This window comes from Roseobacter ponti (assembly GCF_012932215.1).
GTDB lineage: Bacteria > Pseudomonadota > Alphaproteobacteria > Rhodobacterales > Rhodobacteraceae > Roseobacter > Roseobacter ponti.
The window spans coordinates 3275636-3293403 of the sequence record NZ_CP048788.1 but is presented as its reverse complement, the minus strand read 5'-3'; the positions used below and the strand labels follow the sequence as shown (position 1 = coordinate 3293403).

19 protein-coding genes are annotated in these 17768 nt (G+C 60.3%); 15 read left to right on the top strand and 4 right to left on the bottom strand.

What is annotated here, in order from left to right:
- Position 1 precedes the first annotated feature (1 nt).
- Positions 2–1240, top strand: a complete 1239-nt coding sequence (locus G3256_RS15755) for an HlyD family secretion protein (RefSeq protein ID WP_169641732.1) — start codon at positions 2–4, stop codon at positions 1238–1240.
- A 4-nt stretch (positions 1241–1244) separates the two neighbouring features.
- Here the strand turns inward: G3256_RS15755 and G3256_RS15750 are convergent, their stop codons facing one another.
- Positions 1245–2222, bottom strand: a complete 978-nt coding sequence (locus G3256_RS15750) for a DMT family transporter (RefSeq protein WP_169641731.1) — start codon at positions 2220–2222, stop codon at positions 1245–1247.
- Positions 2223–2344: 122 nt separating this feature from the next.
- Between G3256_RS15750 and G3256_RS15745 the strand changes: the two genes are divergently transcribed.
- The 11 genes from G3256_RS15745 (at position 2345) to G3256_RS15695 (ending at position 11664) form a co-directional block, all read left to right on the top strand.
- On the top strand, positions 2345–2869 hold the full coding sequence (locus G3256_RS15745; protein WP_169641730.1) for an SRPBCC family protein: 525 nt from the start codon (positions 2345–2347) through the stop codon (positions 2867–2869).
- 110 nt (positions 2870–2979) lie between these two features.
- Positions 2980–3918 carry an ABC transporter ATP-binding protein gene (locus G3256_RS15740; protein WP_169641729.1) on the top strand — a complete coding sequence of 313 codons (939 nt, stop codon included), beginning with the start codon at positions 2980–2982 and terminating at the stop codon, positions 3916–3918.
- Positions 3915–4676, top strand: coding sequence for an ABC transporter permease (locus G3256_RS15735; RefSeq protein ID WP_169641728.1), 762 nt, complete (start codon positions 3915–3917; stop codon positions 4674–4676). The genes G3256_RS15740 and G3256_RS15735 overlap by 4 nt, the downstream gene beginning before the upstream one ends.
- A 70-nt stretch (positions 4677–4746) precedes the next feature.
- Positions 4747–5544, top strand: a complete 798-nt coding sequence (locus G3256_RS15730) for a S49 family peptidase (RefSeq protein ID WP_169641727.1) — start codon at positions 4747–4749, stop codon at positions 5542–5544.
- A 171-nt stretch (positions 5545–5715) separates the two neighbouring features.
- Positions 5716–6666 (top strand): calcium/sodium antiporter, encoded by a 951-nt coding sequence (locus G3256_RS15725; protein WP_206040756.1) that lies wholly within the window; start codon positions 5716–5718, stop codon positions 6664–6666.
- A gap of 23 nt (positions 6667–6689) precedes the next feature.
- Positions 6690–7469, top strand: a complete 780-nt coding sequence (locus G3256_RS15720) for an SDR family oxidoreductase (RefSeq protein WP_169641726.1) — start codon at positions 6690–6692, stop codon at positions 7467–7469.
- Between the two features lie 292 nt (positions 7470–7761).
- Entirely contained in the window at positions 7762–9639 is a 1878-nt protein-coding gene (gene uvrC, locus G3256_RS15715; protein WP_169641725.1) for an excinuclease ABC subunit UvrC, read from the top strand.
- A 131-nt stretch (positions 9640–9770) separates the two neighbouring features.
- On the top strand, positions 9771–10436 hold the full coding sequence (pgsA, locus tag G3256_RS15710; RefSeq protein WP_169642472.1) for a CDP-diacylglycerol--glycerol-3-phosphate 3-phosphatidyltransferase: 666 nt from the start codon (positions 9771–9773) through the stop codon (positions 10434–10436).
- Positions 10436–10681: a molybdopterin converting factor subunit 1 gene (moaD, locus tag G3256_RS15705; RefSeq protein WP_169641724.1), complete on the top strand. Its 246-nt coding sequence runs from the start codon at positions 10436–10438 to the stop codon at positions 10679–10681. The genes pgsA and moaD overlap by 1 nt, the downstream gene beginning before the upstream one ends.
- Positions 10682–10685: 4 nt before the next feature.
- Positions 10686–11129, top strand: a complete 444-nt coding sequence (locus G3256_RS15700) for a molybdenum cofactor biosynthesis protein MoaE (RefSeq protein WP_169641723.1) — start codon at positions 10686–10688, stop codon at positions 11127–11129.
- Positions 11130–11220: 91 nt separating this feature from the next.
- The gene (locus G3256_RS15695; RefSeq protein ID WP_169641722.1) at positions 11221–11664 is read left to right on the top strand and encodes a universal stress protein; all 444 of its coding nucleotides are present in this window, start codon (positions 11221–11223) and stop codon (positions 11662–11664) included.
- Positions 11665–11688: 24 nt separating this feature from the next.
- Here the strand turns inward: G3256_RS15695 and G3256_RS15690 are convergent, their stop codons facing one another.
- The 3 genes from G3256_RS15690 to ubiA all read right to left on the bottom strand — a co-directional run bounded on the left by G3256_RS15690 (position 11689) and on the right by ubiA (position 14933).
- Positions 11689–12018, bottom strand: coding sequence for a hypothetical protein (locus G3256_RS15690; RefSeq protein WP_169641721.1), 330 nt, complete (start codon positions 12016–12018; stop codon positions 11689–11691).
- On the bottom strand, positions 12005–13909 hold the full coding sequence (locus G3256_RS15685) for an OmpA family protein (RefSeq protein WP_169641720.1): 1905 nt from the start codon (positions 13907–13909) through the stop codon (positions 12005–12007). The genes G3256_RS15690 and G3256_RS15685 overlap by 14 nt, the downstream gene beginning before the upstream one ends.
- Positions 13910–13970: 61 nt before the next feature.
- Positions 13971–14933 carry a 4-hydroxybenzoate octaprenyltransferase gene (ubiA, locus tag G3256_RS15680; protein WP_169641719.1) on the bottom strand — a complete coding sequence of 321 codons (963 nt, stop codon included), beginning with the start codon at positions 14931–14933 and terminating at the stop codon, positions 13971–13973.
- A gap of 11 nt (positions 14934–14944) precedes the next feature.
- On the opposite strand from ubiA, the gene G3256_RS15675 reads away from it, so the two are divergent.
- The 3 genes from G3256_RS15675 (at position 14945) to G3256_RS15665 (ending at position 17687) form a co-directional block, all read left to right on the top strand.
- Entirely contained in the window at positions 14945–15676 is a 732-nt protein-coding gene (locus G3256_RS15675; protein ID WP_169641718.1) for a 16S rRNA (uracil(1498)-N(3))-methyltransferase, read from the top strand.
- Between the two features lie 40 nt (positions 15677–15716).
- On the top strand, positions 15717–16250 hold the full coding sequence (locus G3256_RS15670) for a hypothetical protein (protein ID WP_169641717.1): 534 nt from the start codon (positions 15717–15719) through the stop codon (positions 16248–16250).
- Between the two features lie 66 nt (positions 16251–16316).
- Complete coding sequence (locus G3256_RS15665; protein WP_169641716.1) at positions 16317–17687, top strand: glutamate--cysteine ligase; 1371 nt, start codon at positions 16317–16319, stop codon at positions 17685–17687.
- The last annotated feature ends 81 nt before the right edge of the window (positions 17688–17768 follow it).

Here is a 17768-nt window from a genome sequence, read left to right as displayed (position 1 = left end):
TGTGCTTGAACTGATTATCTGCTCTCTGGTGACAATCCTGCCCGATTACCTGCTGCGCCGGAAATTTCAGGATAAAAGATGGGGCCGGGAGATCAACTTCTTCACCGTCTGGTACGAGCTGCGCTGGGGCATCACACTTTGTGCCATGCTCACGATCAGCCTGATCACGGTGGTCTTTTATTATCACCCCCAGACTAAGAATGTGTCGTCTTACTTCCGCACGGTGACCATCCTGTCGGAATCCGCCGGTCGGGTCGCTGAGGTTTATGTTGAGAACAACAGCGAAGTGTCTGCAGGGGATCGCATCTTCAGGCTGGACAGCACCCGTCAGGAAGCGGCGCTTGAAACGGCAATGCGCCAGATTGAAGAGGTCGACGCATCGCTTGCTCTGGCGCAGTCAGACCGCGCAGCAGCAGAGGCCGCCGTCGATCAGGCCCAGGCAGCACTGACCCAGACCACAGATGATCTCGAGCGCCAGAGAAGTCTCTTTGAGCGCGGTTCGTCTGCGGTGTCCGAGCGGGACGTTGAAATCCTTGAGAACGAACGTGATGTGCGGCAGGGCGCGCTGGATGCGGCCTATGCGGGCATTGACGCAGTTGAGGCTAACATCACCGTCCTTCTGCCTGCCCGCCGGGCCAGCGCCGAAGCTGCGCTTGAACAGGCAGAGGTCGAGCTGGACAAAATGACCGTCTACGCCGGCACGGACGCAGTCGTGGAACAGTTTGCGCTGCAGGTGGGTGATATCGTCAACCCCATCCTCAGGCCTGCGGGTATTCTCGTCCCGCGCGGCTCGGGCAGCGGGCGGTTTCAGGCCGGCTTTTCACAGATCTCGACCCAGGTCGTGAAGCCCGGCGGTGTGGCTGAGATTACCTGTATCTCCAAACCTTTCACGATCATTCCGATGGTGATTACGGGGGTCCAGGATGTGATCGCCGCCGGACAGATCCGCCCTTCCGACCGCCTTGTCGATCCGCAGAACCAGGGCGCGCCGGGCTCGGTCACTGTCTTTATGGAACCGATATATCCCGGCCAGACGGATGATATTCCACCCGGCAGCCGCTGCGTGGCCAATGCCTATACCAGTTTTCATGCACAGCTCGAGGATCCGGACACCGATCTGGGCTTTCTGACCCGGGTCAGCATGCATGTGGTTGATACCGTCGGGCTGGTGCATGCGGCAGGTCTGCGCATCCAGTCGCTGCTGTTACCGTTGCAGACGCTGGTGCTGACCGGTCACTGAGACATCATCTGCGTTTCACAGGGCCCCGCGCGACCACGCGGGCCTTGTGCTGTTCGCGCAGGAACACGAAAAGGCCGGAGCCGAGTATCAGCGCGATCCCGATCCAGACTTCCAGTGCCGGCAGATCGCCGAAGATGAGCCATCCCCAGAGCACGGCAAGCGGGAGCCCGACATATTCAAACGGCGCCACGGTGGCCGCATCGGCGATCCGGTAAGCCTGACTGAGGCAGTACCCGATGATGGCTGCATTCGCCCCCATCGTCACCAGCCAGACCCAGTCCTGTGCCGTGGGCCAGACCCATGGCCGCAACAGAAAGATCAGCGAAGGGTTGTCGAGCCCTTCAGCATAGCGCCCGTCGCCTGCGATCAGAAAAAACCCCGAGGAGACGACGATGAACGCCAGCTGCACATAGACCGACATCGCCGACGCTTTGCTGTTCACCCCCAGCATGCGTGTCATCAGCTGGTTCAGAGCATAAGTGAGTGCCGCGATCACCGGCAAGACCAGCACCAGACGCGAGACCTGCAACTCTTCTGCGCTGGCCCAGGGGCGCTGCATGATGACCACCCCGGCAAAACCGACAGTCACGGCGGCAAGCCGCAAAGGCCCGACTTTTTCGCCCAGCATCGGAACAGACAGGAGCGTAATGATCAGTGGCGCGGCAAAAAAAAGTGCTGTGGCATCGGCCAGCGGCATTGCCGCCAGTGCCGCGAAATAACACATATTGGCGACCACAATCAGCAGGCCGCGCAGCGCATGGAGCATAGGCTGGCTGGTGCGCAGGATCTGCAGACCGCCTTCCATGCGGATCAGAAAAAGCGACAGGATGATGCCGATAAAAGAACGGATAAAAACCAGCTCGTGCAGGGGATACCCGCCGGAGAGCTGTTTGATCAGCATGTCGTTGAACGAAATAGCCAGGACGCCGCCCAGTACGAAGAAAATGCCGGCTGCGGCGCGGTTTTCGGGAAGCGTGGCCATGTGCCAGACCTATCAGCCGGCAGCGCGCTGTCGAGCCCGAATGCGACATCGGTAAAATCGAATGGCACGGCCCGATTGCTTACGCTACGCTTTGCACAGACACCGACGCAAAGGAGGCTCCCATGCAGATGTCAGACACCCGCCAGATCGCCGCAACACCGGCGCAGGTTTATGCCGCTTTGCTGACGCCCGAGGTGCTGGAGGCCTGTGTGCCGGGCGCGCAGGACGTGACCGGATCGCCGGAAGATGGCTTCGAGGCCACGGTTGTGCAGAAGGTCGGGCCGGTCAAAGCGACATTCAAAGGCAGGGTGACCCTGTCCGATATGGTGCCGGACAGCTCTCTGACGATATCGGGTGAGGGCAAAGGCGGCGCTGCCGGGTTCGCCAAAGGCGGCGCCGAGGTGCGCATGACCGCAAAAGATGGCGGGACCGAGCTCAGCTATGACGTCGAAGCTAAGGTTGGGGGGAAGCTGGCGCAGCTGGGCAGCCGCATCATCGACGGGTTTGCTAAAAAGATGGCGGATCAGTTTTTTGCCAATCTGCAGGAAACGCTCGAAGGGCCGGCGCAGTCTGATGAAGCCCCGGCGGATGATGCACCGGAGGCGGAAAAAAAGAGCTGGCTGAAGCGCATCACCGGCAAGGCCTGAGCCAGCCGGCGCCCGGGATGCGCACAGTCTGACACATATCTGTGCATTTGTGCTCTGTTGCCCCAGCGGTTTCCGGCATACGTAACAGGCCCGGAAAGCCAGAGGTCCCTATGCCACCCATTCTCGATATCGCAGATCTGCGCAAATCCTATGCCGACGGGTTCGAGGCGCTTAAGGGCGTTGACCTGCAGATTGATGCGGGAGAGATCGTGGCGCTGCTCGGTCCTAACGGCGCGGGCAAAACGACGCTGATTTCCACGGCCTGCGGGATCACCATGGCGACGTCGGGTACCGTGCATGTGGGCGGCCACAACACGGTGAGTGAATATCGTGCCGCGCGGGCGATGATCGGCCTGGTGCCGCAGGAGATAAATCTCGAACCCTTCGAACGGGTCATCAACACCGTCCGGTTTTCGCGTGGCCTTTTCGGCAAGGCCCGCGATGATGCGCTGATCGAAAAAGTGCTCAGGCAACTGTCGCTCTGGGACAAACGCAACAACCAGATCCGTGAGCTGTCAGGCGGGATGAAACGCCGGGTCCTGATTGCCAAGGCGCTGAGCCATGAGCCGCGGCTTCTGTTTCTCGATGAACCGACGGCGGGCGTGGATGTCGAGCTCAGAAAAGATATGTGGGAGGTCGTCCGGGGCCTGAAAGCCACCGGCGTGACCATCGTGCTGACAACCCATTACATCGAAGAGGCCGAAGCCATCGCCGATCGCATCGGCGTCATCGCCCGGGGCGAGATGCTGCTGGTTGAGGATAAGGATGCGCTGATGACCCGGATGGGCCGCAAACAGCTTGATGTGCAGCTCTCTGAAGAGCTCGACGAAATCCCGGAAGCACTGGCGTCCTACGACCTTGTGCTCTGCGAGGACCGCAAAACGCTGACCTATTCCTATGACACCAGAGCAGATCGCACAGGCATCACGAAACTGCTGCGCGATGTTGCCGCTGCCGGCCTGGTCCTGCGCGACGTCGCTACCCGCCAGAGCAGCCTCGAGGATATCTTTGTGGACCTTGTATCGCGGGAAGAGGAGGTCGCGTCATGAACTTTGAGGCAGTCCGCGCAATATACCTCTTTGAGATGGCCCGCTTTTTCCGCACCCTTGCGCAGAGTCTGATTTCACCGGTGTTGTCCACTTCACTCTATTTTGTGGTCTTCGGCGCAGCGATCGGCAGCCGCATCCAGGAAGTTGAGGGCGTGAGTTATGGCGCGTTCATCGTGCCGGGACTGATCATGCTGTCAGTCATTACCCAGGCGATCTCCAATGCCTCCTTCGGCATCTACTTTCCCAAATTCATCGGCACGGTCTATGAACTGCTCTCCGCCCCGGTGAATTTTCTTGAAATCGTTGCAGGCTATGTGGGCGCTGCTGCGACCAAAGCGCTGATCATCGGGGTAATCATCCTGGTGACCTCGTTTTTCTTTGTGGACGTGAGTATCGCGCACCCCTTTGCAATGATTGCATTTCTTGTGCTCACCTGTCTCAGTTTTGCGCTGCTGGGCTTTATCATCGGCATCTGGGCCGGCAGCTTTGAGCAACTGCAGCTCGTGCCGCTGCTGATCGTGACACCACTGGTTTTCCTCGGCGGGTCTTTCTATTCGATCTCCATGCTGCCACCGGTCTGGCAGACCATCTCCATGTTCAACCCGGTTGTTTATCTGATCTCAGGCTTCCGCTGGGCATTCTTCGGAACCGCAGATGTGTCGATTGGTGTCTCGCTTCTGGCGATCATGGTTTTCACCGGGCTCTGCCTCGGGGCGATCTGGCTGATATTCCGCACCGGCTGGCGGATCCGGCAATAAAGGTGCAGTGTGAAAACTCTTCCGTGCGCCCACCTTGTTTGGTGGGGGGCACCATTCTACATGGGAACTCATGAAGCGCTGGATACCCTTTCTTAAATCTGCCCCGGTTGTAGCTGTTGTCCGCCTCTCGGGCATGATCAGCGCATCGGGACGCGGTACACTGAACGACGCGGTTCTGGAACCCGTTCTGGAAAAGGCATTTTCAAAGGGAAAGCCGTCAGCCGTCGCTCTTGAGATCAACTCGCCCGGCGGCAGCCCGGTTCAGTCGTCTCTTATCGGCGCTCGGATCCGCCGGCTGGCGGCGGAGAAAGAAGTGCCGGTCTATGCCTTCGTCGAGGATGTCGCGGCCTCGGGCGGCTACTGGCTGGCGGCTGCGGCTGACGAGATTTATGCAGATTACAGCTCGGTTGTGGGCTCAATCGGCGTCATTTCGGCATCTTTCGGTGTCGATGAGCTGATCAGCCGTTATGGTATCGAGCGCCGGGTCTATACGGCGGGCAAGTCCAAATCCATGCTGGATCCCTTTCGTCCGGAAAACCCGGAAGATGTGGCACGCCTGAAGACGCTGCTGGAAGATATCCATACCAATTTCAAAGACCACATCACCGCGCGACGAGGCGGCAGGCTGCCTGAAGATCAGGACCTGTTCACCGGGGAAATATGGCTGGCACGGCGGGCAACAGAGCTCGGCCTTATCGACGGTGTGGGGCATCTGAAACCAAAGATGCAGGAACGTTTCGGTGAAAAGGTAAAATTCCGGCGTTACGGCATCAAAAGACCGTTTCTCTCCCGCTTCGGTGCCCGCGTGATGGATGACGCGCTGAGCACCGTTGAAGAGCGCAGCGCCTTTGCGCAGTTCGGGTTGTAACCGGATGATTTTTAAAATCGTTACTCTGTTTCTCGTCGTGATTGCTGTTCTGGCGATGTTCGGGAAAATGCACTGGCTGGGTGGTAAACGGCTGGCATCTGCCAAATGCCCCGGCTGCGGACGCTATCGCATAGGTCGCGGTCCCTGCGGGTGCGGCCACGGTGGGCGCGGATGACTCTGGCCTGGGTGCTCAGCGGACTGGGCCTGGTGATCCTGCTCCTGGCCGGTGACGCCCTCGTGAAAGGGGCGGTCAATCTCAGCCTGCGGCTCGGCATACCGGCCCTGATCGTGAGCCTGACAATCGTTGCTTTCGGCACGTCAGCGCCCGAGCTGCTAATCTCGGTTCAGGCGGTGCTGGAAAACGTGCCGGGGCTGGCGCTGGGCAATGTGGTGGGCTCTAACACGGCAAACATTCTGCTGGTGCTCGGCATTCCCGCGATCCTTGCGACCATGCACACCTCCGAGTGCAATACCCGTAAAACCTACAATTTCATGATCCTCGCCACGCTGCTCTTTATCGGGCTCGCGTTCCGCGGTGTCTTTGACTGGATTTCGGGTGCGATCCTGCTTGCGGCGCTGGCCTTTGTGCTGACCGACGCCTTTCGCGACACGCAAAAGCATCGCGCCGCCTGCAAAGAAGACCCCGATGACGAGCCCGAAGGCGCGGACCCGGATATGCCCGGCTGGCGCATCGCCGTCTTTCTGGTGCTGGGCCTCGTCGGGCTGCCACTGGGTGCGGATCTGCTCGTGGATAATGCGACCGTGATCGCGCAGGAATACGGTGTGTCGGATACTGTGATCGGACTTACGCTTGTCGCCATTGGCACATCCCTGCCGGAACTTGCGACCACCGTTATGGCCGCGCTGCGGCGTCAGGCGGATGTGGCGCTTGGCAATGTCATCGGATCGAACATGTTCAACCTGCTTGCGATTATCGGCATCGCCAGCTTTATCGGGCCGATTCCGGTCGATCCGGAATTCCTGACATTTGATCTGTGGGTGATGCTTGCGGCGTCCCTGATTCTTGCAGTCTTTGTCTACACCAGACAGGATATAAACCGCGTCTGGGGCATCGTGCTGACGGTTCTTTACGGCGGATATATGTTCGTGCTTCTCGGCTGAAAGGCCAACCCGGGAGAAAGATTATGAAAAAGGCACTTGTGACCGGCGCCGGGCATCGTATCGGGCGGGAGATCGCCGTTTATCTCGCGGCAAGGGGCTATGAGGTCGTTGTGCACTATGCGTCCTCGGATGCCGGTGCGCGGGAAACCGTCAGGCGCATCGCAGAGCAGGGCGGGCGTGCCCACGCACTCCGGGCGGACCTGCTTGATGATGATGCCACAGAACAGCTTTTTGTGGATGCCCGGGATGCCCTGGACGGCCCGGTAACCTGTCTCATCAACAATGCGTCAATCTTTGAGCATGACACGATCGGCACGGCCACGCGCGAAAGCTGGGACCGGCATATGCAGAGCAATCTGCGCGCGCCCTTTCTGCTGAGCCAGGCGATGGCGGCACAGGGACTGGGGCCTGCGCGCGACAGCAATGGTGAGCCCGTCGCAACCGGGCTGATTGTGAACATGGTCGATCAGCGCGTGCGCAAGCTCACGCCGGATTTTATGACTTATACCCTGGCCAAAGCCGCGCTCTGGACGCTGACACAAACGATGGCCCGCGCGATGGCGCCGGCCATCCGCGTTAATGCCATCGGACCCGGCCCGACACTACAGGGCGGACGCCAGGAAGCGGAGCAGTTCGCACAGCAACGTGCGGCCACGGTGCTGGGGCGCGGCTCTGACCCTCAGGACATCACAGCCGCTGTCGGCTATTTTCTGGATGCCCCTGCGGTGACCGGTCAGTTGCTTTGCGTGGATGGCGGGCAGCATCTTGCGTGGCAGACACCGGACGTGACTGACGTGGAATAGCGGCAGACCTGACCGTAGTTTTGCACCGTGAGGAGGATTGTTACAAAAGCGTTAATAAAAGGCCTTTGTTTTCAAAACCTTGGCCCACACCTAAGAAAATATACAATGAATTCAGGCGGTTAAAATACCGCCTGTTTTTTGGGCAATTCTCTGAAATGCCCTGAATGCAACGAAAAATCGGCTGTGCTGATAAGTTATCTGCAGAGTTGTCCACAGGAACCGTGGAAAGGTTCTCCCTTGCGGAGGAAGCGGCCACGGTGCAGCACCAGGCAGGGAATCAAACAGAGCTGACATGGCAGAATCACCCGACACTCATCCCAAAGAGGAACCCACCGGATACGATGTAATCCAGGGGTACCTGAAAACTCTGGACACTTCGCCCGGCGTTTACCGGATGCTCGATAGCGAAAGCCGGGTTCTTTATGTGGGCAAGGCGCGCAATCTGCGGGCGCGGGTATCGAATTATGCCCGACCGGGCGGGCATTCGGGGCGGATCAGCCGGATGATTTCGATGACCGCCTCCATGATGTTTCTGACGACAAAGACCGAAACCGAAGCGCTGCTGCTCGAGCAGAACCTCATCAAACAGCTCAAACCGCGTTTTAACGTGCTTTTACGCGACGACAAAAGTTTCCCGAACATTCTGGTGACAGCGGACCATGATTTTCCGCAGATCAAAAAGCACCGTGGCGCGAAAAAAGAAAAGGGCAGCTATCATGGCCCCTTTGCCTCGGCAGGTGCTGTAAACCGGACCCTGAACCAGCTGCAGCGGGTCTTTCTGCTGCGCAACTGCTCAAATGCGGAGTTTGAAGGGCGTACACGCCCCTGCCTGCAGTACCAGATCAAGCGGTGTTCGGCGCCCTGCGTCGGGCGCATTACGCCAGATGACTACCGCCAGACCGTGCGGGACGCCGAGAAATTTTTGACCGGTAAAACCACCGATATTCAGGCGCGTCTGGCACGCGAGATGACAACCGCATCAGAAGCGATGGAGTTTGAGCGCGCGGCTGCCCTGCGCGACCGGATCAGGGCGCTGACCCAGGTGCAGACCGCGCAGGGGATCAACCCAAAAGGTGTTGCGGAGGCCGATATTGTGGCGCTGCATCTTGAGAACGGGCAGGCCTGTGTTCAGGTGTTCTTTATCCGCGCCAACCAGAACTGGGGTAACCGAGACTATTACCCGCGGGTGGGGCAGGATGTGGATGCAGCCGAGGTGCTGGAAGCGTTTCTCGGCCAGTTTTACGACACCCGCGAACCACCGCGCCAGATCCTGCTCAGCAATGAGATCGAAAACCCCGACCTTATGACTGAAGCGCTCTCAGGCAAACTGGGACGCCGTGTCGAACTGCTGGTCCCGCAGCGCGGTGAAAAGGCCGAACTGATCGACGGCGCGCTGCGAAACGCACGCGAGTCGCTGGCGCGTAAAATGGCGGAGAGCGCAACCCAGGCGCGGCTGATGAAAGGGCTGGCGGAGGCCTTTGACCTCAGGGCGGCTCCCGAGCGGATCGAGGTTTACGACAACTCGCACATTCAGGGCGCATTTGCCGTCGGTGCGATGATCGTGGCGGGGCCCGACGGGTTTATGAAGAATCAGTACCGCAAATTCAACATCCGCGGGGATGCCCTGACCCCGGGGGATGATTTCGGGATGATGAAAGAAGTGCTGTCACGCAGGTTCAAACGGCTGATCAAAGAAGACCCGGAGCGGAAAGAGGGCCACTGGCCCGACCTTCTGCTGATTGATGGCGGCGCAGGGCAGGTGAGCGCTGTTGCCTCGATCATGCGCGAATACGGCGTTGAGGATATTCCGATGGTCGGCGTCGCGAAGGGCATCGACCGCGACGCGGGCAAGGAGGAATTTTACCGGCCCGGGCGGCAGGTCTTTGCCCTGCGCCACAATGACCCGGTGCTGTACTATGTACAGCGCATGCGAGACGAAGCTCACCGCTTTGCGATCGGGACCCACCGCGCAAAGCGGGCGAAATCCGTCGGCGCGACCCCGCTTGACGATGTGCCGGGCGTGGGGGCCGCGCGCAAACGGGCTTTGCTGGCGCATTTCGGGTCTGCCAAGGCTGTCGCCCGCGCCAATCTGAGCGATCTGAAAGCAGTTGAGGGCGTGTCAGCCCGACTGGCTGAGAAGATCTATGATTACTTTCACGAAAAAGGCTGATCCGGCGGACGCCCCCCGGGCGGGGGGCGACGACATGTCCTGGCTTTTCTTGCGAAAAGCGGATGCGCGTGCCCGGCCGGTCAGTATCAATGCCGCTTTCGTCCGGAATTACGGCGATGTATGGTGAACGTATGACGCTCACACTGCCCAACGTGCTGACCATAATCAGGTTGATTGCCGCGCCGCTGGTCGCGGTGATGTTTCTTTATTTCACCCGGCCCTGGGCGGACTGGTTCGCGCTTGTGCTTTTTGTCTCTGCCGCAGTAACGGACTGGTTTGACGGCTATCTGGCGCGCGCCTGGAAGCAGGAAACCAAGCTCGGCGCGATGCTTGACCCGATTGCCGACAAGGCCATGGTGGTGATCGCGCTGATGGTGATCATCGGGTTTTCCAGCTGGTCGCCCTGGCTGGTGCTGCCGGCGACAGTGATCCTTTTCCGCGAGGTTTTTGTCTCGGGGCTGCGGGAATTTCTGGGCGATACGGCCGGCACGCTGAAAGTCACAAAACTCGCTAAATGGAAGACTACCTGCCAGATGATCTCGATCGCCGTTCTTTTCTCGCACGGTGTCTTTGAGCATTATCTGGGCATGTCGGCATGGGGAATGGACGAGCAGATGATCGCGGATGTTTTTGCCGGACGCGTCGAGGATCTGCAGGGGCTGCGCTGGAAACATACGGCTATGGAGTGGGCAGGGCAGACGGGTCTCATTTTGTTGTGGGTCGCGGCGGGTCTGACCTTTGTGACCGGTGCAGATTACCTGAAAAAGGCGATGCCTTATCTGAAGGATGACACTTGATGGATGTTTTGTATTTTGCATGGGTCCGCGAGCGCATCGGCCTGCCCCGCGAAACTGTTGAAACAGACGCGGGCACAGTGGCGGGACTGGTCGATGAGCTGCGCGCGCGTGAAGATCGCTATGCGGCTGCCTTTGCAGATATCTCAGCGCTGCGTGTGGCGGTGGATCAGGAACTCAGCGACTTTGATGCATCGCTCGACGGGGTACGCGAAGTAGCGTTTTTCCCGCCCATGACCGGCGGATGACCCCGTGAGGATCGTTGTCTCGGAAGCCGCGTTTGATGTCGGTGCAGAGGCGGCAGCCTTTGCCGCAGGACGAACCGATACAGGCGCCATCGTCACCTTCACAGGCGTGGTGCGGGACACCGGCGCGGATGCGCTTGAGGCAATGGAGATAGAGCATTACCCCGGCATGACCGAAACAGCTCTGTCCGACATTGCAGAGCGCGCCACAGCCCGCTGGTCGCTGGGGGATGTGCTGGTAATCCATCGCTACGGACGGCTGGTGCCCGGCGAAATGATTATGATGGTCGCAACGGCGGCGCGGCATCGACGGGATGCATTCGAGGCCGCTGAATACCTGATGGACTACCTCAAATCCCGTGCCCCTTTCTGGAAACGTGAGATCACGGCAGAGGGGGCAGGCTGGGTCGCGGCGCGCGATGAGGATGAAAAAGCCCTCGACCGCTGGTAAAAATCATCCGGCGGGCACTTGACCTGGATCATGGTGCGCCTGTCACCTTATCGTCATGCTCCTCTCAACCCATAAGAGAGGAGATCAGACAATGTTTTCAAAGATCGTAGTAGGAATCGACGGCTCCGGTCAGGCCGGTAAAGCGCTTGAACTGGCCTGTGACATGGCCGGCAAATATAATTCCGAAGTCCATCTCGTTCACACGCCCAAAGCCGAAACCGTGGCCTTTGCGCTGGGGGCTGTGGCCGGGTACCATGTTGCAACGACGATGCCGGAGCCTGAAAAGGTGAAGGAAGCCGCGGAGAAAGTTCTCACCGAAGCAAAAGCCGTGGCCGAAGCCCATAAAGTCGGCGTGAAGACGCATATCGGTTCCAGCGATCCGGCAGATGATGTCGTCGCCTGTGCCAAAGAATGCGGTGCAGATCTGATCGTGACAGGGCGGCGCGGTCTGGGCAATGTCGCGGGCGCTTTTCTTGGCAGTACGTCTCAGAAAATCAGCCATGATGCGGATTGCGCACATATGACCGTCGCCTGACCGGCTGCGTCACGGGGGCGGGTTTCAGCTGGCCGGGCGTGCACTGGCCAGATGGGCGCGCATGTCTTCTGTTTCATGGCGGGCATCGCGCAGCCCGTCCATCGCAGCCCGGAGTTCTGCTTCGGTCTGCGCCAGCTGATTTGTCAGCTCCGCTTCACGCTGTTGCAGATAGGTGATGGCCTGATCGCGGGTTTCTTCTGCCTCGTGCAGCTCCTGGCTCATCCTGTCCAGCTGCGCCACGTCGTCTGCCGCGACCCGGGTGAAACGGTTGACCAGCCAACTGGCAAACCATCCCAGACAGAATGCCACAAACAGAATGATCGCCGTTGCGATGACAAATTCAGTTCTGCTCATTCGTGGGGTCCTCCGCCGGCGCTTCACCTTCTGTATCCGTCTTTTCCGCGAGGCTTTCCAGTGCGGAGTCGCCCTCGGGTACACCGGAATCGGGCTCAACAAGCCGGAACTCGATCCGCCGGTTGTCCTCCCGGCCTTCTTCGCTGTCGTTATCTGCAACCGGATTTTCCTCGCCGTACCCCACAGCGAGGAAGTTTCCGGTCAGCACCCGTCGCGCCCGGAGTTCGTTGAGCACTGATTCCGCCCGCGCCTGGCTCAGCGCAAGATTCATCTCCTCGCGGCCCTGGCTGTCGGTGTGACCCTGAACCTCAAGCCGCAGATCGCCGCACTCGGACAGGATCTCTGCGATCTCGTCCATGACGGGCAGGGCGCCGGCATCGATTGTCGCCGAACCTGGTTCAAAGTTGATCTTGCTGCCGGCAACCACCTCCGCGATCCTTACTTCGCACTCCTCCGGCGTCGGCAGAGCGGCCACGGGATCCAGCTCCTCGACATAGGTTACGTTGATCTCGAACTGTGCCTCTTCGCCCAGCTTGTCGGCCATGAGGCGGGCTATCATGTCACTTGCTCCCGCATTGCCCGAAGCCCCCGAAAGACGCACCGTGTCAGGCGTGACAACGACAACGCCGTTGTTGAGATATCCGAGCGCTTCGATCCCGGTCAGCACACGCGCCGGCCAGTCAGCCGGCAGGTCCGGCACAACGCGTGCGGCAGTGTAAACGTTTTCAGATCCGAATCTGGCACGTGCAAAACTGTCGGCCACATCGCGCATTTTCTCGCCGGAGATCCGGCCACGCAGCTGCACCTGACCTTCGGGGCTGAGCGTGGCGAGAAACTCTGCAGGTCCGTCGGCAGGATCTGTGGTTTCCGGTCGGACCGCATAGAGCGCGAAGACCTCAGGCAGCGCGTTTTCCAGCTCGCCGATTACCTGCTCAAAGAGGCCGAATTCGGTGCCCTCGGCAGCGACAATCGTGACATCTGCGTCCGAAAAGGTTACTGAACCGCCGCCAATCTCGGCCAGAGCTGCGATGGCGGTCTGCACAGCTTCTGACCAGCTGGGGCTGGGCACGCCCATCCCGATCGTGCAGCGCCCGGGGCCGGTCAGCCCGGCCTCCATGGCCGCCGTCAGAATGCTTGTCCGCGCGGCTTCTGTGTCGGCCGAGCAGGCATCGAAACGCGCACCCGCGTCATCAATGACGAAACGCAGCGTAAAGGGGGTGATCACAGGCCGTGGTGCGGAGATGTTGAGGGCCACGTTAAGTGCGGGCGGTGCGGCCCGCCGCAGCTCTGTTTCCATGCGGGTCCTGTCACCGGTGCTGTCGGCGATCGCAGTGATTTCGACCCGCCCCGCAGCGACCGAAACCTTTGCACGCGGCAGCTCATCCATCGCGGAGATGGCATAGGCGAGGGCATCTTCCCACCCGGATGGTGCCGGGTAATCCGCCGTTTCCAGCAGGTCCGTGACAGGCAGATCACTCATCTCGGTGAACGCCCCTATCAGAGCGTCGCGGTCAGTGCTTAGCGGGATCAGCCCGATCACCGATATTCCGGCGGTGTTGCGCAGCACTTCTGCCGAAAATCGCGGCGGGGCGACGGCCTCTGTCGCCGCGATCTGCATCTCGTCTATGATCCGGGCGGCATCTACGACGGAACCTGCAATGCTCAGTGCACGAAATCGCAGCGCCTCATTGGGTGCCGTACCGGCCAGAACAACCTGCAACCCGTTTGCTTCGACTTCGGCCCAGGTCAGGCCGTTCAGGTCGAGCTGCTGGCGGACCCCGGTCTCTGAGCTTTCCTCGACGATTGTCACAGAGGAGTTGGCCGCGATCAGCGCAAATCCTGCTGCGGTCAGGAATGCCGCTGCAATCATGGTCAGCCGGGATACGCGCATATCAGTGCAAAGCCTTGTACATCACAGGGGCACTGATACGCCTCAGCGCCCGGGTTATCAATCACACCAGCAAAGCTGCCACAAAGAAAATCAGCGGGATAAAGCCGGTATCCCGGTTGCAGCGGAAAAGCTGTAAGAGCTTGTCATTGTTTTCAATATCCAGCCCGCGCAGCTGCCAGGCCATGTGCCAGCCCATGGCCCAGGGCCCGGCAAGGCCCACCACCATCGCCAGAATGTTACCGCCGGGCTGCAGGGCAAATATCACGGCAAGCCCCATCAGACCCACAGTCACCACCAGAAACCGTCGCAGCCATGGACCGGTCTTGTCTCCAAAGAGCCTCGCGGTCGATTTGATACCGATCAGCGCGTCGTCCTCGGTATCCTGATGCGCATAGATGGTGTCGTAAAACAGCGTCCATGCAATGCCGCTGAAGTAAAGCACCACGGCCGGCGCGCCAAGCTCGCCCGTATGTGCAGTCCAGGCGAGCAATGCGCCCCAGTTAAACGCAAGCCCCAGAAAGACCTGCGGCCACCAGGTGAAGCGTTTGGCAAAGGGATAGATCGCCACAGGCAGCAACGCCAGAACCCCGAGCAGAATGGCTGCCGTGTTAAACGTGAGCAGTATGCCAAAAGCCACAAGCGCCTGCAGACACATCCAGATTACCGCACCGGTGACGCTGACCTGCCCTGCGGGAATGGGCCGCGAGCGGGTGCGTTCGACCGCGCCGTCATAGTCGCGGTCCGAGATATCGTTCCAGGTACAGCCTGCACCGCGCATCAGCCAGGCACCGATTCCACAGCCCAGAGCGATCCACAGGTCGTAAAGCCGCATCTGCCCGTCGAAATGAATGGCCAGAGCCAGCCCCCACCAGCAGGGGATCAGCAAGAGCCAGGTACCGATCGGCCGGTCCGCCCGGCTCAGACGCAGATAGGGGCGCGCAGGGCCGGGTGCATAAAGGTCCACCCAGTTGTCTTTTACCGCATCCGCGACCTGACCATCTGGTGCTGGCTTGGGCTCTTGCATATGTTCCCCTCATGGAGCGTGATGTATCAGCTAAAATCCGGCTTTATGTAGAGCACCCTTTGGGGGAGGCGCAAACGCTTCCTCTGTCGCGTGAGCAGGCTCACTACCTTTTTGGTGTGATGCGTCAGGGCGCGGGCGATCACCTGCTGGTCTTTGATGGCAAATGCGGTGAATGGCTTGCGCAGCTCGAGCAGGCGGGCAAACGCGGCGGTACGCTGCGGGTTCTGGAACAGACGCGGCCTTTGCGGATGCCGCCTGATCTGTGGCTGATGTTTGCGCCGATCAAAAAGGCCCGCACGGATTTCATCGTGGAAAAAGCCGCCGAACTGGGCGCGGCGAGGATCATTCCGGTGCAGACGGCCTTTACCAATGCCGGCCGCATTCAGCGTGACAGGCTGCAGGCCCATGCAGTGGAGGCCGCCGAGCAATGCGGCGGCACCTTTGTGCCCGAGGTCACTGATCTGCAGAAACTGCCGGCGTTACTTGACGGCTGGAACGCAGACCGCCGCATCATGTTTTGTGACGAGGCGGCCCCTTCGGGCGCACCGGTTCTGCCGGACGCGCCGGGCCCCTGGGCCGTTCTGATCGGACCGGAAGGCGGTTTCTCCGACGCCGAGCGTCAGCGGTTGCGCGGGCTGTCACATGCGCATCCGGTATCGCTCGGGCCCCGCATTCTGAGGGCCGATACCGCTGCTGTTGCGGCGCTGACCCTCTGGCAGCAGGCACTGGGAGACTGGACATGAGTCATGCTCAACCCGGCAAAGCATCCCAAAGGGCGCGCGCATGATCCGGCCTGAGGCAAAAGACCAGCTGATGCGCTGGCGCGAGGCGCTGACCGGCGGCGCGCTGCTGCTGCTGGGTCTGTGGTGGCTGGCCGGGCCCGGACAGTTGCTGACGATCCCTGCTATCGTGATGATTATCGCGGGCCTTGCTCTCATTCGCATCGGCTTTCAGCGGGCGCGTTTTCGCAGTGCGGGCGCGGGGCCCGGCTCGGTGCGTGTCGACGAAGGACAGGTGATCTATTTCGGGCCCCTGACGGGGGGCGTGATTGCCCTCGGTGAACTGCAGGCGCTGACCCTCGACCGGCGCCAGCATCCCGCGCACTGGCGGCTGAAACAACCCGGTCAGAATGAGCTGATGATACCGGTCAATGCCGAAGGCGCCGAGGCGCTTTTTGACGCCTTTGCCACGCTGCCGGGTCTGAAAACCGCGCGGATGCTCGACGCCCTGAACGGGCGGGCGGGCCCCGGCGGAGATCAGCAGGTGATGATCTGGCAGCGCGACCTGTCCGCTCACGCACAACTGACCGTGCATTGACACACCCGGCAAATCGTCCCATTCCGGAAACCTGAGCCTACAGTCTGTCGAAACGGAGCCTCCCACATGTCTATTCCACAGTCCGGCGGAGGGCCGGTCACGTCCCGTGATCAGCTTGCGCAGTATCTCGCAGACGGCTGCAAGCCAAAAGAAGACTGGCGCATTGGCACTGAGCACGAAAAATTCGGCTATTGCAAAGACACGCTGAAACCGCTGCCCTATGATGGTCCGCGTTCGATCCGGGTCATGCTGGAGGGGCTGCGCGATGATCACGGCTGGTCGCCCGTTACCGAAGGCGGTCATCTGATCGGCCTCGAAAAAGACGGCGCGAACATCAGCCTTGAGCCTGGCGGACAGCTGGAGCTTTCCGGTGCACCGCTGGAAACCATCCACGAGACCTGTGATGAGGTGAATACCCACCTGCGTGAAGTGCGTGACGTGGCGGACCGCATCGGCGCCGGCTTTATCGGGCTGGGGGCCGCACCGGTCTGGACCCATGAAGATATGGATCTGATGCCCAAGGGCCGCTATAAACTGATGAACGAATACATGACCAAGGTCGGCACCATGGGCCGGGTCATGATGCGCCGCACCTGCACAGTGCAGGTGAACCTTGATTTCGGTTCCGAGCCGGACATGGTTCAGAAAATGCGCGTCGCACTGGCGCTGCAACCGGTGGCCACAGCGCTCTTTGCCAACTCGCCCTTTTTTGAGGGCAGACCCAACGGGCATAAATCCTGGCGCAGCCGTGTCTGGCGCGATCTGGATGCCGCGCGCACCGGCATGCTGCCCTTTGTTTTCGAGGACGGTTTCGGGTTTGATGCATGGGTCGACTATGCTCTCGATGTGCCGATGTATTTTGTATACCGCGACGGCAGATACATCGACGCGCTTGGCATGTCGTTTCGTGATTTCATGAAGGGTGAGCTGCCTGCGCTGCCGGGTGAGATCCCGACGCTTTCGGACTGGGCGGACCATCTGACCACCGCCTTTCCCGAAGCCCGCATGAAGCGCTTTATCGAGATGCGCGGCGCCGACGGGGGACCCTGGCGGCGGCTCTGTGCCCTGCCGGCTTTCTGGGTCGGGCTGATGTATGACCAGACGGCGCTCGATGCGGCCTGGGATCTGGCAAAAAACTGGGACGCCGAGACCCGCGACGGGCTTCGCGTTGCCGCCTCGGTCGACGCGCTGCAGGCTGAAGTGAACGGCGTGAAAATGCATGAGATCGCCCGAGAGGCCGTTGCAATCAGCACCGCCGGTCTGAAGGCACGCGCCCGCACAGGAGCTGGTGGCATGGTGCCCGACGAGACACATTTCCTGAACGCACTGCATGAAAGCATTGAAACCGGCCAGGTCCCGGCGGATGAACTGCTGGCGCATTATCACGGTGACTGGGATGGTGATCTGAGCCGGATCTACGCCGAATATTCCTACTGACCCGATGCGTGTTCATCGCGCGCGGCGCGGATTTCGCAACAAAAAAAGGCGCCGCTGAGGGCGCCTTTTCCGTCTCAGTTA

Bases quoted from the DNA above. Each gene is read 5' to 3' on its own strand.
- G3256_RS15750 (WP_169641731.1), bottom strand. From the start codon at position 2,222: ATGGCCACGCTTCCCGAAAACCGCGCCGCAGCCGGCATTTTCTTCGTA.
- G3256_RS15745 (WP_169641730.1), top strand. From the start codon at position 2,345: ATGCAGATGTCAGACACCCGCCAGATCGCCGCAACACCGGCGCAGGTT.
- G3256_RS15740 (WP_169641729.1), top strand. From the start codon at position 2,980: ATGCCACCCATTCTCGATATCGCAGATCTGCGCAAATCCTATGCCGAC.
- G3256_RS15735 (WP_169641728.1), top strand. From the start codon at position 3,915: ATGAACTTTGAGGCAGTCCGCGCAATATACCTCTTTGAGATGGCCCGC.
- G3256_RS15730 (WP_169641727.1), top strand. From the start codon at position 4,747: ATGAAGCGCTGGATACCCTTTCTTAAATCTGCCCCGGTTGTAGCTGTT.
- G3256_RS15725 (WP_206040756.1), top strand. From the start codon at position 5,716: ATGACTCTGGCCTGGGTGCTCAGCGGACTGGGCCTGGTGATCCTGCTC.
- G3256_RS15720 (WP_169641726.1), top strand. From the start codon at position 6,690: ATGAAAAAGGCACTTGTGACCGGCGCCGGGCATCGTATCGGGCGGGAG.
- uvrC (WP_169641725.1), top strand. From the start codon at position 7,762: ATGGCAGAATCACCCGACACTCATCCCAAAGAGGAACCCACCGGATAC.
- pgsA (WP_169642472.1), top strand. From the start codon at position 9,771: ATGACGCTCACACTGCCCAACGTGCTGACCATAATCAGGTTGATTGCC.
- moaD (WP_169641724.1), top strand. From the start codon at position 10,436: ATGGATGTTTTGTATTTTGCATGGGTCCGCGAGCGCATCGGCCTGCCC.
- G3256_RS15695 (WP_169641722.1), top strand. From the start codon at position 11,221: ATGTTTTCAAAGATCGTAGTAGGAATCGACGGCTCCGGTCAGGCCGGT.
- G3256_RS15690 (WP_169641721.1), bottom strand. From the start codon at position 12,018: ATGAGCAGAACTGAATTTGTCATCGCAACGGCGATCATTCTGTTTGTG.
- G3256_RS15685 (WP_169641720.1), bottom strand. From the start codon at position 13,909: ATGCGCGTATCCCGGCTGACCATGATTGCAGCGGCATTCCTGACCGCA.
- ubiA (WP_169641719.1), bottom strand. From the start codon at position 14,933: ATGCAAGAGCCCAAGCCAGCACCAGATGGTCAGGTCGCGGATGCGGTA.
- G3256_RS15675 (WP_169641718.1), top strand. From the start codon at position 14,945: ATGGAGCGTGATGTATCAGCTAAAATCCGGCTTTATGTAGAGCACCCT.
- G3256_RS15670 (WP_169641717.1), top strand. From the start codon at position 15,717: ATGATCCGGCCTGAGGCAAAAGACCAGCTGATGCGCTGGCGCGAGGCG.
- G3256_RS15665 (WP_169641716.1), top strand. From the start codon at position 16,317: ATGTCTATTCCACAGTCCGGCGGAGGGCCGGTCACGTCCCGTGATCAG.